We start from the raw sequence: 13,489 nt of genomic DNA, 5'->3' as shown, positions 1-13,489 counted from the left end.
GATGGCGGTGAAGTGAATTCCGTGCGCCCCCGAGGCAAAGGTGGCCGAGGGGGGCCGTACAGGCAGAGGGAGCTGACATGAGCGAGAGCACCACCCGCGAGGAGCGCTTCGCGCGGGGCCTGGAGATGCTGGGCAGCGTCAACCCCGAGGTGGGGCAGCTGGTCGTCGACTCGCTCGCCGACATCAGCCCGGAGATGGGCCACCAGGTCATCGCCTGGGGATTCGGCGAGATCTACGCGCGGCCACAACTCGCGCCTCGTGACCGCCAGTTGGTCACCCTGGGCATGCTCACCGCGCTCGGCGGCTGTGAGGCCCAGCTGGAGGTGCACATCAACACGGCCCTGAACGTGGGCCTGACCCCCGAGCAGATCGTCGAGGCGCTGTTGCAGTCGGCCGGATACTGCGGCTTCCCGAGGGCCCTCAACGCCACGGCGGTGGCGAAGAAGGTCTTCGGTGAGCGGGGGCTGCTGCCCGTCGGACAGCAGCCCGCCGACCCGTCGGCTACCTCTGCCTGATCCTCAGGAAGGTGACCGAGTTCGCCGGGAAGGTGTACGAGAACTTCCCGGCGACCCCGTCGAAGGTGGACCTCACCGGGGCGACCGCGGTCGACGTCTCGCTGTTCACGGCGTCCGGGGCGGCCGCCAGGGTGGTCACCCGGGCCCTGGAAGCGACCTTGGCGCGGCCCAGGTCGATCGCCGTACGGGCCGCCGAGTCCTGGGCGTTGACGACCTTGACGATCAGGTCACCGGTCTTCTGATCCAAGGTTGCGACCTGGCGGAACGGCTCGGCCGGCTTGTCGTCGGTGAAGCTGCCCCACTCCTGTCCGTCGAGGTAGAGGGTCACCTGGCGGCCGCGCACCTTGACGTCGATGTCGTAGGCACGGCCGGTCTCGACCGATCCGGCCTTGGAGATCAGCGTCGACTTGCCGCCGTCCACGGCCTGTTCGACGGCGGTCTGGGTGTTGTTCCAGCCGCCGATGTTCCACCAGTAGTAGTTGCCGGTGTCCTTGACGCCGAAGGCGACGAGGAAGCCCTCCTTGCCGGCCTTCTTGGTGGCCTTCACCTTCAGGTCGTAGTCGTGCCAGGACGGGTCGCCGGCCGAGACCATGGTGTTCTCGGCGTTGACGTCGCTCTGCAGGTACTGCCCGTCCTGGACGCTCCAGCTGCCCGCACCGGTGTGGGTCCACTGCGAGGCGCCGGAGGAGAAGTCGTCGGTGAGCAGCGCCCGGCCGTCGGCGTCCGTGACCAACACGTCGTCGTACGCCGCCGTCGTCGCCCACGTCGAGAGGCCCACGGCACCGGTGATCGGGGCGAGCAGCGAGGGCGTTCCGGTGGCCGTCGAGGGCACCACGCGGTCGCCGACGTTGTTCATGAACAGCTTCTGGACCTCGTAGTTGGCGGAGTTCCAGGAGGCGTGGTTGTTGAACCAGATCAGGTCCGGGCGCCACTGGACGTAGTCCTCGTTGGCGAACAGCGGGGCGTAGGAGGCGAGTTTGACGACGTCGGCGTTGCGTTCCAGGCCGGTCATGAAGGCGGCCTCGGTGAGGCCGTTCTTGAAGGTGTTGCCCTGGGAGGCGTACTCGCCGAGGAAGACCTTCGGGCCGTTCCTGTCGTAGGAGTCGTAGCGGTCGTTGTTCTGGAGGAACCACTGCGGGCTGTTGTAGTAGTGCTCGTCGACCATGTCGACCTTGGCGTCCTTGTTGAGCTGCCAGGCCGTGTCGAAGGTCGTACCGGAGTCGTCCGGGCCGGAGTTGGAGATCACCTGGATGTCCGGGTACTTCGCCTCGACGGCGGCGCGGAACTCCTTGAACCGGGCGAAGAACTCCTCGGGCAGGTTCTCCTCGTTGCCGACCTCGATGTGGGTGAGGTGGAAGGGCTCGGGGTGGCCCATCTTCGCCCGTACCTTGCCCCACTTGGAGCTCGCATCCCCGTTGGCGAACTCGATGAGGTCGAGGGTGTCCTGGATGTGCCGCTTGAGCAGTGCCTCATCGACGACGGCCTTGTTCTGGCCGCAACCGGTGACGAGGGCGGGGACGACGGGCAGCGGCATGGCGCCGATGTCCTCGGAGAGGCGGAAGTACTCGTAGTAGCCGAGGCCGTAACTCTGGTTGTAGCCCCAGAAGTTGGCGTTGGTCGCACGCTGCTCGACCGGGCCGACGGTGTCCTTCCACTGGTACGAGCGCTTGCGCTGCCAGCCGGAGGCCTGGCTGTAGTCCTCCATGGACCCCGTGTTGACCAGGCAGCCGCCGGGGAAGCGCACGAAGCCCGGGTGCAGGGCGGCGATCTTCTCGGCGAGGTCCTTGCGCAGGCCGTTGGGCTCACCCCGGTAGGTGTCGCGCGGGAAGAGGGAGACCATGTCGAGGGCGGCCGCGGCGGAGGAGGCCACGGTGAGGCGGCCGCGGGAGCTGGTCCTCGTCGCGGTGAGGACGACCTTGTACCGGGCCCAGCCGCTCTTCGTCACGGCCACCTTGCGGGCGGTGGCGAGCGTGCCGTCGGCGTCCTGGAGGGAGATCGTGAGGGCCGCCCCCGCGTCTGCGCGGGCCCACACCGAGAAGTCGTACTTCTTGCCCTCGTCGACGTGGATGCCGGTGTTGTATCCGGCGTTGGTGACGGATGAACCTGCGGCCAGGGAGAGGTAGGTGCGGTTGCGTTCGTTGAGGCGGCCGTCGTCGCTCAGGACCTGGGCCGTGCCGTCGACGGTCCAGGAGGTCAGCGGGGCGTACGAGGCGTTGTCGGCGGTCGCGTACTCGAAGGACCGGTTCTGCACGAGCTCGGCGTACAGACCGCCGTCCGCGGCCCGGTTGATGTCCTCGAAGAAGACGCCGTACATCGTGTCGTCGATCTTCGCGCCCTTGGCGGCCGGGTCGACGGTGATCGTGTAGTCGGTGACGTCCTCGGCATGGGCGGGGGCGGGGACCAGGCCGGCGGCCACCAGGAAGGCGGTGGCGCTGAGACCGAGTCTCCAGCGGGTGCGTGACATGGATGCTCCGCGGCTCTCTGTCGAAGGTGACGTTCGAAATATCAAACGATGATCAGCACTTCGAACGGCAAGATAGGGAGAGTGATCCGGAGCGTCAACGGGTCGCGCGGTTTCGAAAGTGTCGGAAGGCAGGGGCGGATGGGCGGGTTCTGGCCAGTGACGGATCTGCTGGGGTACCTGGCCGGGAGCTGGCGGACCGAGCGGACGGTGCGGGATCTGGCGAGCGGGGACGAGGGGCGGTTTTCCGGGACGACCGCTTTCGGCCGACTGGAGAGCGGCGGGCTGCTGTCCCAGGAGTCGGGCGTCTTCGTCTGGCAGGACGTCCCCCGCCCCGCGGAACGGACCCTGCGCTTCCTGCCGGGCGGGACACCGGGTGCGGCGGACGTCCGCTTCTCCGACGGGCGCCCCTTCCACCAGCTCGACCTGACATCCGGCCACCATGTCGCCGACCACCCCTGCGCGGCCGACCTCTACCGCGGCGAGTTCACCGTCCTGGACGCGGACCACTGGCGCACGGTGTGGCGGGTCGGCGGCCCGGCGAAGGACCTGGTCCTGACGACCGACTACACGCGCGGGAACCCCGGCATCGGCTACGCGCGCGCGGGGTGAGCCGGTGCGCCCTCGAAACGCAGGTTCCACCGGCCGGCCCTGCCGGTGACGGTGGTCGCCGACAGCGGACGTACGTCGATGTTCCAGTAGGTCGGCGGCGGCGCCTTCAGCGCGTACACGAGCGCGGCACGGACCACGGCGGGCTCCGCGACGGCGACGACACGGCCGCCGTCCTCGACGGGCCGGGTGTCGAGCCAGTTTCCGACGCGGGTGATGAAGTCGAGCAGTGACTCGCCGCCGTGCGGGGTCGCCCGCGGGTCGGCGAGCCAGGCGTCCACGGCCTCCGGCTCGCGGGCCATCGCCTCGCCGAGGGTCAGCCCGCGCCAGCGCCCCATGTCACAGTCGCGCAGGCCGAGTTGGACCAGCGGGGAGTAGCCGAGGGCATCCCCCGTGGCGCGGCTGCGGGGCGTGGGTGAGCAGTACCGCAGCTCGGCCGCCGCGAGCGGCAGAAGGTCGGGCGCCACGCCCAGCACCTCGTCCCAGCCGGCCTGGTCGAGCGGACGGTCGTCCTCGAACCGCTCGGCGAGCAGCGAGGAACTGCGCGCGGCGGCGACGAACGTGACCCGAAGTTGCATGCGGCGATCGTGAGCCGCGAAAGTGCGCAGGTCAAGAGGCGTTACCGGGGAGTTACCCAGGGTACCCCGGGGCTCACTGCCCGAAGACGAGCGCCATCCAGCGATCCGGTTCGGCCAGCGGCGCGAACCCGAGCTTCTCGTACACCCCGTGGGCGTCCTGGGTGGCGAGCAGAACGCGCCGGAGGCCGTGGGGCCGCAGGTGCTCGCGCACGGTCCCGACCAACGCCGTACCGATCCCCTCGCCCCGCACCGGCCGGTCCACGTACACATCGCACAGCCAGGCGAAAGTTGCCATATCGGTAATCACCCGGGCATAGGCCACTTGATCCCCCGATTCCATCGCGTACACCCCGAAGTTGAGCGATCCGGCGATCGCCCGGTCGTGCTTCTCCCGCGGCCGCCCGGTCGCCCAGTACGAGTCGGTCGACAGCCACCGGTGCACCCGCTCGGCGTCGATGCGGTCGGGGTCGGTGGAGATCTCATAGCCCTTGGCGAGGGGCGGGATGTCGTTCATGGGCGTGACGTTGGCAGCTCACGGAGGCCGGAGTCGAGCGCTTTTCGCCGGGAGCACCTCGTCGCAGGCGGTCCGCAACCGTCGTACCCCCTCCGCGATCTCCCCCGCCCCGGCCACCGCCGCGAAGCTCAACCGCAGGTGTCCCGCCGGGGGTTCCGCGCTGAAGTACGGGCGGCCAGGGGTGATCGCGACGCCCGCGCGCAGGGCCGCGGCGGTCAGGGCGGTCTCGTCCGTTCCGTCCGGGAGGCGGAGCCAGAGGTGGTAGCCGCCCGAGGGGATGTGCGGGAGGGCGAGTTCGGGCAGGTCGAGGCGGAGGGCCGTGGTCATGGTGTCCCGGCGGGTCTTCAACTCCGCCGAGATCGTGCGCAGATGGCGGGGCCAGGCCGGGGAGCCGACAAGCTCCAGGGCCGCCTCCTGGAGGGGGCGGGGGACGAAGAAGGTGTCGACGATCTGGATCGCGCGCAGGCGCTCCAGCACCGGGCCGCGTGCGGCGAGCGCGCTCACCCGGAAGCTCGGCGAGGTCGCCTTGGTCAGCGAGCTCACGTGCACGACGACTCCGTCGGGGTCGTCGGCGGCCAGCGGGCGCGGCAGCGGGCCGGCGTCCTCGTGCACCAGCCGTCGTACGAAGTCGTCCTCGACGACGAACGCGCCGGCCTCGCGGGCGATCCGCAGCACCTCACCGCGCCGCCCGGGGGCCAGCACCGCGCCGGTCGGGTTCTGGAACAGCGGCTGGCACACGAACACCCGGGCGCCGGTCGCCCGGAACGCGTCGGCGAGCAGGGCGGGCTTCACCCCGTCCGGGTCCACCGGGACGGGGACCGGGCGCAGGCCCGCCGAGCGGGCGATCGCCAGCATGCCGGGATAGGTGGGCGACTCGACGAGCACGGGTGCGCCGGGCGGGGCCAGCGCGCGCAGCGCGGTCGTGAGCGCCGACTGGCCGCCCGCGGTGATCAGCACCCCCGCGGCCGTGACCGCGCCGCCGATGTTCCGCGCGAACCACTCGCGCAGTTCCGGCAGCCCTTCCGTCGGCGGCCGGCCCCAGGCTCCCGGGCGGCGGCCCGCGCGGGCCAGGGCCGCGGACATCGCGCGCTCCGGCTGGAGGGCGGGGTGCAGATAGCCGCCGTTGAACTCGACCACCCCGGGCGCCGGTGCGGCGAGCGAGACCAGGACGCCGGACGCGTCGACCGAGCGCGGTACGAGGTCGGCGGCGCCGTCCGCGCTCAGCGCGACCTCCTGCCAGGAGGTGTCCCCGGCCGCGGCGGCGATGGTGCGCGCCTGAGCGCGGTAGGCGCCGGCGCCGGGGCGGGTGACCACCAGCCCCTCGGCGGCGAGCTGGGCGAGGGCCCGGGAGACGGTCACCGGGCTGACCCGGAACCGGTCGACGAGAGCCCGGCTCGACGGGAGCTTTCCGCCAGGAGAGTAGCGGTTGAGCTCCTGCCGCAGCCGTTCCGCCAGGTCGGTGACGCTGCTACGCTCTTGCATGAGAGTACAGAGTAGCGCTACCGCACCGACCGGGATAGCGGTTCCGGCCCCGACGAGGACCTTCGGCACCGTCCAGGCCGCGCTCGGCGTCGCCGCCTTCTCCCTCACCTTCCCCGCCACGGCGTGGGGTCTTGAGGGCTTCGGGCCCTGGTCGCTCGTCGCCGTGCGCAGCGTCCTCGCGGCACTCGTCGCGGGCGGGTGTCTGCTCGCGCTGCGCGTCCCGATGCCGAGCCGTCGTCACTGGCCGGGGCTCGCGGTCGTCGTGGCCGGGGTCGTCGTCGGGTTCCCGCTGCTGACCACGCTCGCCCTGCAGACCTCGACCACCGCGCACGCCGCCGTCGTGGTGGGTCTGCTCCCCCTGACGACCGCTCTGCTCTCCGCCCTGCGCATGGGCACCCGCCCCTCGCGCACCTTCTGGACGGCGGCTCTCGCGGGGGCCGCCGCGGTGGTGGCCTTCACCGTGCAGCAGAGCGGCGGCGCCCTGACGACCGCCGACCTGTATCTGTTCGCCGCGCTGCTGGTGTGCGCGGCCGGCTACACCGAGGGCGGCCGGCTGGCCGGGGTGATGCCCGGCTGGCAGGTCATCGCCTGGGCGCTGGTGCTGTGTCTGCCGTTCAGCCTGCCCGCGGCGGCTCTCGCGCTGTCGTACGAGCCCGTGCGCCTCACCGCGCACAGTGTCGCCGGGCTGCTGTGGGTGGCGGCGGGCTCGCAGTTCGTCGGCCTGGTCGTCTGGTACCGGGGCATGGCGGCGATCGGGATCCCCAAGGCCAGCCAGTTGCAGTTGGCCCAGCCCCTGCTCACACTGGTGTGGTCGGTGCTGCTGCTCGGCGAGCACCTGACGGTGGCCGCCCCGCTGACGGCCGCGGCGGTGCTGGTGTGCATCGCGGTCACCCAGCGGGCGCGGGGCTGAGCGGCGCGCACGCGCCGGTCCCAACGGCTCCCCGCGCCGTAGAATCGGGCCACGGACCGCTGCTCCCGCACTTGGTGAGGAGGCCCCAGACGATGCATGCAACCGTGGGCGACCAGCTTGTCCAGCACGGCAGGGTGGTCGGACAGCAGGACAAGGTCGGTGAGATCGTCGAGGTGCTGGGGCGGGGGGGCACCCCTCCGTACCGCGTCCGCTTCGAGGACGGGCACGAAGGCGTGTGCTCACCCGGCCCCGACACCGAGATCAGGCACCGCTTCCAGCAGACCGGCCGGTGACCCGGCGCGGGGGGCCCGCCGGCTCCCGGTAGTGGTCGGCGACCACCCGCGCCATCGCCCCGATGCGGTCGGCGGAGACTTCCTTCGCGGCGAAGAAGACATGCCCGCGCACCTGTGCGTACTCGCGCGCGAGCGTGAGGTGCCGGGACAGCTCCGCGGGGTCCTGCCAGGCCGAGGGCTGCGCGGGGTCCCCCGCCTTGTACAGCGCCTCGCCGAGGTACAGCTTGGTCCTGCTCCCCCGCGCCTGCTCCGCCCACCAGGGCACCAGTTCGGCGTAGTCGGCGGCGGCGAAGCCGATGTTCCAGTACAGCTGCGGCACGAGGTAGTCGATCCAGCCCTCGCGCACCCACTTGCGGGTGTCCGCGAAGTTGTCGTCGTACGACTGCACACCCGCGCGCGTGTCCGAGCCGAGCGGGTCGGTGGCCGCGTTGCGCCACACCCCGAAGGGGCTGATGCCGAACTGCGTGGTGGGCCGGATCCGCTTGATGCGGGCCGCGGTCTCCAGGACCAGCTTGTCGATGTTGTCCCGCCGCCAGTCGGCCCGGTTCGAGAAGGCGCCGCCGTACGCGTCGTAGGCCGCGTCGTCGTCGAAGGTCTGGCCGGCCACCGGGTACGGGTAGAAGTAGTCGTCGAAGTGGACCCCGTCCACCGGGTACTTGTGCACCGCGTCGAGGATCGCGTCCTGGACGAAGGCGCGGACCTCGGGCAGTCCGGGGTTGTAGTAGAGCTTCCCGCCGTACGGCACCACCCAGTCCGGGTGCCTGCGTGCGGGGTGGGAGGCGACCAGCTTCGTCGGGTCCGTGTGGCCCGCGACGCGGTACGGATTGAACCAGGCGTGCAGTCGCAGGCCCCGCCGGTGCGCCTCGGTGACGGCGGTGCCGAGCGGGTCCCAGCCGGGGCTCTTGCCCTGCGTCCCGGTGAGGTACTGCGACCAGGGCTCGTACGGCGAGGGCCACAGGGCGTCGGCGGTGGGCCGTACCTGGAACATCACCGCGTTCAGGCGGTTCGCCGCCGCCCGGTCGAGGTGGGCGAGCAGCTCAGCGCGCTGCTGTGCGGCGGTCAGCCCCGGCTTCGACGGCCAGTCCCGGTTGGACACGGTGGCCAGCCACACGCCGCGCATCTCGATCGCCGCCCGCCCCCTCGGGCGGCCCGGCGCGGCGGCCGCTCCCGAGGCCGTCGTCAGGGTGGACAGCGCGGCCAGCGCGAAGGCCCGGCGCGACAGACGTCCCATGTGCACACTCCCCCTACACCACGGATCCGCTCGGTCACGGATCGTCTCCGCGCCCCAGAATGCCCGAACGATGCCGGACCCAGACGATCGATCATCGATACTTGGGAGTAACGTGCTCGAACGGAGCAGGATCCGGCCACCGTCGGCCTGCCACCAGGTGAAGATCAGCGAAAGGGACGAAGTGACGGACTTCCCGGCCGGAGACATCGCGCGTGTCGGAGTCGTGGGCTGCGGCCAGATGGGGGCGGGCATCGCCGAGGTGTGCGCCCGCGCCGGTCTGGACGTGAAGGTCGCCGAGACCACCGGCGAGGCCCTGGAGATCGGCCGCACCCGGCTGTTCAACTCCCTGACCAAGGCCGCCGAACGCGGCAAGATCACGGCGGACGAGCTGGCGGACACCCAGGCCCGCCTGAGCTTCACGACCGACCTCGGCGAGTTCGCGGACCGCGATCTGGTCATCGAGGCCGTCGTGGAGAACGAGCAGGTGAAGACCGAGATCTTCCAGGTGCTCGACCAGGTGGTGACCCGCCCGGACGCGATCCTGGCCTCCAACACCTCCTCCATCCCGCTGGTGCGGCTGGCGGTCGCCACCTCGCGGCCCGACCAGGTCGTCGGCATCCACTTCTTCAACCCGGCCCCGGTGCAGAAGCTCGTCGAGCTGATCCCGGCGCTCACCACCTCCGAGGGCACCCTGGCGCGCGCCCAGCAGTTCGCCGAGAAGCTGCTCGGCAAGCACGCGATCCGCGCCCAGGACCGCTCCGGCTTCGTGGTCAACGCGCTGCTGATCCCGTATCTGCTGTCCGCGATCCGGATGTTCGAGTCGGGCATCGCGAGCCGCGAGGACATCGACAACGGCATGGAGCTGGGCTGCGCCCACCCGATGGGACCGCTGAAGCTGTCCGACCTGATCGGCCTGGACACCGTCGCCTCGGTCGCCTTCTCGATGTACGAGGAGTACAAGGAGCCGCTGTACGCCGCTCCCCCGCTGCTCCAGCGCATGGTCGACGCGGGCCGGCTGGGCCGCAAGTCCGGCTCGGGCTTCTACACCTACGGCTGACCTGCACCCTGTCCGTTCCAGGGTGCTGATTACACAGTGCTACGAACACGGGCCCGGCACTCTGGGGAGTGCCGGGCCCGTGTCATTCACACACCGTGTGCGCGTCGGGCCCGCATATGCCCGTCGCACACTCTCCCCACGCGCCCACCAGGCGAGTTGACTCTTCATGCGCATGCAAGGGATGTGACGACTACGGAAAGGAGCGGACCCGTGACCGCCGACCCGGAGCATCCCGTGGTCCATGGAGAACTCGCAGAGTTACGACGCCGCCTCGATGTCGCGTACGCACGTGTCGAGGGAGGTCTCGCTCTGCTCAGTCACCGTACGGAGGAGACGGACAAGGAGATCGACGAGCTGAGCGCACGCATCATCGCCCTGGAGCACGCCCGCTGGCCGCTTCCCGCGATCTCGGCGATCACCGCCGCGGGCGCGCTCGTCGTGGCGATCTGGCAGGCCCTCGGTCACTGAGGCTTCGGGACAACCGGGCGGGGGATCAGGGCCAGGTGTCCTGACCGAGCCTCAGATGATGCAACAGGAGTAACGCGGCTGCCATGTTGGCGGCCGGGACCTCCCCGCGGGCGACCATGTCGGGGACGAGTTTCAGGGGGACCCATTCCCGGCGGTCGGACTCGAAGTCGTCCACGGGGTGCCCGATGTACTCGCCCTCGTCGGCCCAGTAGATGTGGTGCCGGGCGTCGGTGAGCCCGTTGGAGGGCTCCACGCTCATGAGGTGCTGGAGCGGCCCCGGTCGCCAGCCGGTCTCTTCCTCGAGTTCCCTGGCGGCCGCGACGGCGATGTCCTCGCCGTCCTCGACCACCCCCGCGGCGAGTTCCCAGCCCCAGCTGTCGGTGATGAAGCGGTGGCGCCACAGCAGCAGGACCTCGTTGGCCTCGTTCACCACCGTGGCGACGGCGACGGGCCGCAGCCGTATCAGGAAGTGGTCGAGATGCCGGCCGTCCGGCAGCTCGACATCGGCGAGATTGACGCTGAACCAGCGGTTTTCATACACAGTTTGTTCGTTCTGTTTCGTCCACTGCACGGTTCTGCCACCTTCCGTCGAGTAAGTGGCAATATCGCAGCAGGGACTGTGAGGTGTCGGCGTCCGTGTGCCGGCCTACAGGGGCACGCGCAGTGCGCCGTCGATCAGTTCGGCCGCCGCGGAGGTACCCGCGCAGCCGCTCCGGACCAGGTGTTCGCGCACCGCTCTGAGCCTGTCGCGCAGGCGCTGGGACTCCATTCCCCGGGCCTGTTCCGCCATCTGCACGGCGGTGGCCACCGCTTTGTCGGTGTTGCCCTGACGCAGCTCGATCGTGCTGAGCATGGCGAGCCGGTGCACCCGGCCCCGGTCGTGGGCCGGGTTGTCGACGGCGGCCGCCGCGTGCGCGGCCGCCGCCGCGAGTTCGCCGAGGCTGAGGAGTGCCTCCGCCACCTGGACGTTGACGAGGCCCGGCTGGACATAGCCGGTCTCGTCCGGTTCGTATCCGCGCCGGATGCGTTCGGCGGCCTGCTCGGCCCGCCGGATGCAGGACAGCGCGGTCGCGCCGTCGCCTAGGTGGGCGTACGCCTTGGCCTGCATCGCGTAGAGGTCGCAGGCGAGCGCGGGGGTGATGTGCTTGCCGGCGGCCCGGAGCGCGGCCTCGGCGAAGGCGACGGCCTGGCGGTACTCCCGCATGAACAGGGACTGGTTGACCAGCAGCGCGATGACGTATGCGCCAAGGCCCCGGTCGCCGCTGGCCTTGGCGAGCCTGAGGGCCTGGTGGAAGTAGCGCTGGGCCAGACCGTGCGCGTCGGAGTCGTAGGCGCAGATGCCGGCGACCGCGACCAGGCCACCGGTGGCGCGGTGCAGTTGGCGGCCCGTCTCGTCGGTGTAACTGCCGCGCAGCAGCGGGGCGGCCTCGGCGTTGAGGAAGCCGACGATCCGGGTGCGGGTCGCTACACCGCCGGCCTTGCGGTACATCTGCTCGTAATGGGTGCGGGCGGCGCGGAGCATCTCGATGTCGGCGTGGGTGACCCGGTGCCGGCCACCGCGGGAGACGTCGACGTCCTCGGGCGGGTTCTCCCACTCCCATACGGGCATGACGGCGGGCGTGCCGGTGACCGCGGGGGCGCCCAGGATGTGCGGGCGCTGCTGTTCGTCGGAGCGCCACAGGGCGGTGGCCCGCTCGACGAAGCCGGACAGGGAGGTGCCGTGCGGGGCGGACGGTTCGCCGGGCACGCCGAGGCCGATGTCGTCGAGGGTGACGGGACGCCGGAGCCGGTGCGCGAGCACCTCGCAGATCAGGTCGGGCACCTGGCCGCGCGGGCGCTGGCCCTTCAACCACCGTGCCACGGCGGTGTGTTCGTACCTGAGCGCGAGGCCGCGCGCCCTCCCGGCCTGGTTCACATGTGCGGCAAGCCCGGCGTGCGAGATCCCGGCTTCGTCAAGGATCGCGTCGAGCAGAGTGTTGGGCTGCATCGGTGCCCCCCGGATGGCTCGGTGCCGTCAGATTAGTGGGTGCGTCTTCACACGGGGTGTGAACGGAGTGCTCGAATCCGCAGGGTGTGCGCACTGTTGCGGAGAGTTTCCACCCGGTTGACTGAAATGCCTCGCAAGAGGCCGGTCGGGCCGCCGGCTCCCCCTCGTACAGTGCGGTGGCCTGGCCGGCGGCTGAACCGGTCAGAGGTGCGTTGTCGGCTGCGGCCCCGTGGTGGCTGGTCGCGCAGTTCCCCGCGCCCCTTGGGTGGGCTGCAGTTGACGGTCGTTTCTCAGTACCAGTAAGGCCACGTCGTCCTTGGGTGTGCCACCCGTGTGGTTCAGCAGCTCGGTGAAAACCGTGCCAAGGGCAGCCTGGGGTGTGGTGTGCACGGCCTTCTGAAGGGCTGCGCGCAGAGGAAAGAACCGGCCATGAGCGTCCCTGGCGTCTTCGGCGCCGTCTGTGTGCAGGACCAGGGTCTCGCCCGGCAGCAGGTGGCCGCACTGTGCCCCGGACAGGTCGCCCGGCAGCGGGAACGGCCCGAGCGGTGGCAGCGGTTCCTCACAGGAGAGCGGCTCGACCACTGACCCGCTGAGCAAGTAGGGCCACGGGTGACCGCAGTTCAGTGCGCGCAGCTCGCCGTCCTCGCCGATCTCCAGCAGCAGTACGGTGACGAACTCCTCCGCGGCCGTGCCGTCCCGTTCGGCGCGCTCGCGCAGGTGACGGGCGAGCGCGCGGTCCAGTCTGCGCAGCACTCCCCCGAGTTCGGGCTCGTCGTGGACGGCCTCGCGGAAGCTGCCGAGGACCGCGGCGGCCGTACCGATGGCGGCGAGGCCGTGGCCGCGGACATCGCCCATGATCACACGCACGCCGTAGTCGGTGGCGACGGCCTCGTACAGGTCGCCGCCGATGGTGGCGCCCCGGTCGGCGGACATCTGTGCCGCGGCCACGCTGAGCCCGTCGATCCGCGGGGGCAACGGCCGCAGCAGCACGCTCTGGGCGGCGCCCGCGACCTGACGGGCCTGCCGGAGTTCCCGCAGCAGGGCGCGCCTGACATGGATGATCAGCCCGGTGCCCACCGCGAAGAACACGGCACTGGTCGCGACCCGCGCGCCCAGGCCGTTCTGCTGCGCGAGCGGGCAGGTCAGCTTGTACGTGATCGCGACGGCACCCCACATGGTGGGGAGCCCCATCGAGAGGACACGGCGCAGCGACCCCTCCCGGGGGACCGCAGCCTTGATGGACATCATGCCGATGGCCCCCCAACTAGGCCCTGCACACGCGATCGGACCGACCTCGAAAGGCCGGTCCGATTCTGTCGAGCGCATGGGCCAAAAGGGCCAGATCGCCGGGAGAACTCACCCTATCGAGTGAAGTGACCGGATA

The 13,489-nt window shown here is 70.8% G+C and carries 14 protein-coding genes; 6 read left to right on the top strand and 8 right to left on the bottom strand.

Annotated elements, in window-relative coordinates; genetic code table 11:
• Positions 1-77 precede the first annotated feature (77 nt).
• Entirely contained in the window at positions 78-515 is a 438-nt protein-coding gene (locus tag RKD20_RS35785) for a carboxymuconolactone decarboxylase family protein (protein WP_424881324.1), read from the top strand.
• On the opposite strand, the gene RKD20_RS35780 is transcribed toward RKD20_RS35785, so the two are convergent.
• Positions 502-2,979 (bottom strand): alpha-L-arabinofuranosidase C-terminal domain-containing protein, encoded by a 2,478-nt coding sequence (locus RKD20_RS35780; protein ID WP_424881323.1) that lies wholly within the window; start codon positions 2,977-2,979, stop codon positions 502-504. The genes RKD20_RS35785 and RKD20_RS35780 overlap by 14 nt on opposite strands.
• A 138-nt stretch (positions 2,980-3,117) precedes the next feature.
• Here RKD20_RS35780 and RKD20_RS35775 point away from each other — a divergent pair, with 138 nt between their 5' ends.
• Positions 3,118-3,588, top strand: a complete 471-nt coding sequence (locus tag RKD20_RS35775; RefSeq protein ID WP_424881322.1) for a DUF6314 family protein — start codon at positions 3,118-3,120, stop codon at positions 3,586-3,588.
• Here RKD20_RS35775 and RKD20_RS35770 read toward each other — a convergent pair.
• From RKD20_RS35770 to RKD20_RS35760, 3 genes are all read right to left on the bottom strand, one after another.
• Positions 3,570-4,163: a histidine phosphatase family protein gene (locus tag RKD20_RS35770; RefSeq protein ID WP_424881321.1), complete on the bottom strand. Its 594-nt coding sequence runs from the start codon at positions 4,161-4,163 to the stop codon at positions 3,570-3,572. The two genes, RKD20_RS35775 and RKD20_RS35770, sit on opposite strands and share 19 nt — an antisense overlap.
• Positions 4,164-4,236: 73 nt before the next feature.
• The gene (locus tag RKD20_RS35765; protein ID WP_424881320.1) at positions 4,237-4,677 is read right to left on the bottom strand and encodes a GNAT family N-acetyltransferase; all 441 of its coding nucleotides are present in this window, start codon (positions 4,675-4,677) and stop codon (positions 4,237-4,239) included.
• Between the two features lie 18 nt (positions 4,678-4,695).
• On the bottom strand, positions 4,696-6,159 hold the full coding sequence (locus RKD20_RS35760; protein WP_424881319.1) for a PLP-dependent aminotransferase family protein: 1,464 nt from the start codon (positions 6,157-6,159) through the stop codon (positions 4,696-4,698).
• Between RKD20_RS35760 and RKD20_RS35755 the strand changes: the two genes are divergently transcribed.
• Entirely contained in the window at positions 6,158-7,069 is a 912-nt protein-coding gene (locus RKD20_RS35755; RefSeq protein WP_424881318.1) for a DMT family transporter, read from the top strand. The genes RKD20_RS35760 and RKD20_RS35755 overlap by 2 nt on opposite strands.
• 92 nt (positions 7,070-7,161) lie before the next feature.
• The gene (locus RKD20_RS35750; protein WP_424881317.1) at positions 7,162-7,362 is read left to right on the top strand and encodes a DUF1918 domain-containing protein; all 201 of its coding nucleotides are present in this window, start codon (positions 7,162-7,164) and stop codon (positions 7,360-7,362) included.
• Here the strand turns inward: RKD20_RS35750 and RKD20_RS35745 are convergent.
• A complete protein-coding gene (locus tag RKD20_RS35745) occupies positions 7,331-8,593 on the bottom strand; it encodes a glycoside hydrolase family 10 protein (RefSeq protein ID WP_424881316.1) in 1,263 nt (420 codons plus the stop codon). The two genes, RKD20_RS35750 and RKD20_RS35745, sit on opposite strands and share 32 nt — an antisense overlap.
• A 181-nt stretch (positions 8,594-8,774) precedes the next feature.
• Between RKD20_RS35745 and RKD20_RS35740 the strand changes: the two genes are divergently transcribed.
• Both RKD20_RS35740 and RKD20_RS35735 read left to right on the top strand, forming a co-directional pair.
• Positions 8,775-9,650, top strand: a complete 876-nt coding sequence (locus RKD20_RS35740; protein WP_424883396.1) for a 3-hydroxybutyryl-CoA dehydrogenase — start codon at positions 8,775-8,777, stop codon at positions 9,648-9,650.
• 210 nt (positions 9,651-9,860) lie between these two features.
• A complete protein-coding gene (locus tag RKD20_RS35735) occupies positions 9,861-10,118 on the top strand; it encodes a hypothetical protein (RefSeq protein ID WP_424881315.1) in 258 nt (85 codons plus the stop codon).
• Between the two features lie 25 nt (positions 10,119-10,143).
• Here RKD20_RS35735 and RKD20_RS35730 read toward each other — a convergent pair whose 3' ends face one another.
• The 3 genes from RKD20_RS35730 to RKD20_RS35720 all read right to left on the bottom strand — a co-directional run bounded on the left by RKD20_RS35730 (position 10,144) and on the right by RKD20_RS35720 (position 13,353).
• The gene (locus RKD20_RS35730) at positions 10,144-10,689 is read right to left on the bottom strand and encodes an NUDIX hydrolase (RefSeq protein ID WP_424881314.1); all 546 of its coding nucleotides are present in this window, start codon (positions 10,687-10,689) and stop codon (positions 10,144-10,146) included.
• 75 nt (positions 10,690-10,764) lie between these two features.
• A complete protein-coding gene (locus RKD20_RS35725) occupies positions 10,765-12,105 on the bottom strand; it encodes a transcriptional regulator (RefSeq protein ID WP_424881313.1) in 1,341 nt (446 codons plus the stop codon).
• A gap of 201 nt (positions 12,106-12,306) precedes the next feature.
• Positions 12,307-13,353 carry a PP2C family protein-serine/threonine phosphatase gene (locus tag RKD20_RS35720; protein WP_424881312.1) on the bottom strand — a complete coding sequence of 349 codons (1,047 nt, stop codon included), beginning with the start codon at positions 13,351-13,353 and terminating at the stop codon, positions 12,307-12,309.
• Positions 13,354-13,489 lie beyond the last annotated feature (136 nt).

The sequence above is a fragment of the Streptomyces sp. SLBN-8D4 genome (genome assembly GCF_049739545.1).
Lineage (GTDB): Bacteria > Actinomycetota > Actinomycetes > Streptomycetales > Streptomycetaceae > Streptomyces > Streptomyces canus_C.
Note: the sequence above shows the minus strand (reverse complement) of the source record. Positions and strands in the feature narration are given on the sequence as shown.

What these genes read in the sequence shown, in the direction of transcription:
- RKD20_RS35785 (WP_424881324.1), top strand. Translation starts at nt 78, where the DNA reads ATGAGCGAGAGCACCACCCGCGAGGAGCGCTTCGCGCGGGGCCTGGAG.
- RKD20_RS35780 (WP_424881323.1), bottom strand. Translation starts at nt 2,979, where the DNA reads ATGTCACGCACCCGCTGGAGACTCGGTCTCAGCGCCACCGCCTTCCTG.
- RKD20_RS35775 (WP_424881322.1), top strand. Translation starts at nt 3,118, where the DNA reads ATGGGCGGGTTCTGGCCAGTGACGGATCTGCTGGGGTACCTGGCCGGG.
- RKD20_RS35770 (WP_424881321.1), bottom strand. Translation starts at nt 4,163, where the DNA reads ATGCAACTTCGGGTCACGTTCGTCGCCGCCGCGCGCAGTTCCTCGCTG.
- RKD20_RS35765 (WP_424881320.1), bottom strand. Translation starts at nt 4,677, where the DNA reads ATGAACGACATCCCGCCCCTCGCCAAGGGCTATGAGATCTCCACCGAC.
- RKD20_RS35755 (WP_424881318.1), top strand. Translation starts at nt 6,158, where the DNA reads ATGAGAGTACAGAGTAGCGCTACCGCACCGACCGGGATAGCGGTTCCG.
- RKD20_RS35760 (WP_424881319.1), bottom strand. Translation starts at nt 6,159, where the DNA reads ATGCAAGAGCGTAGCAGCGTCACCGACCTGGCGGAACGGCTGCGGCAG.
- RKD20_RS35750 (WP_424881317.1), top strand. Translation starts at nt 7,162, where the DNA reads ATGCATGCAACCGTGGGCGACCAGCTTGTCCAGCACGGCAGGGTGGTC.
- RKD20_RS35745 (WP_424881316.1), bottom strand. Translation starts at nt 8,593, where the DNA reads ATGGGACGTCTGTCGCGCCGGGCCTTCGCGCTGGCCGCGCTGTCCACC.
- RKD20_RS35725 (WP_424881313.1), bottom strand. Translation starts at nt 12,105, where the DNA reads ATGCAGCCCAACACTCTGCTCGACGCGATCCTTGACGAAGCCGGGATC.
- RKD20_RS35720 (WP_424881312.1), bottom strand. Translation starts at nt 13,353, where the DNA reads ATGATGTCCATCAAGGCTGCGGTCCCCCGGGAGGGGTCGCTGCGCCGT.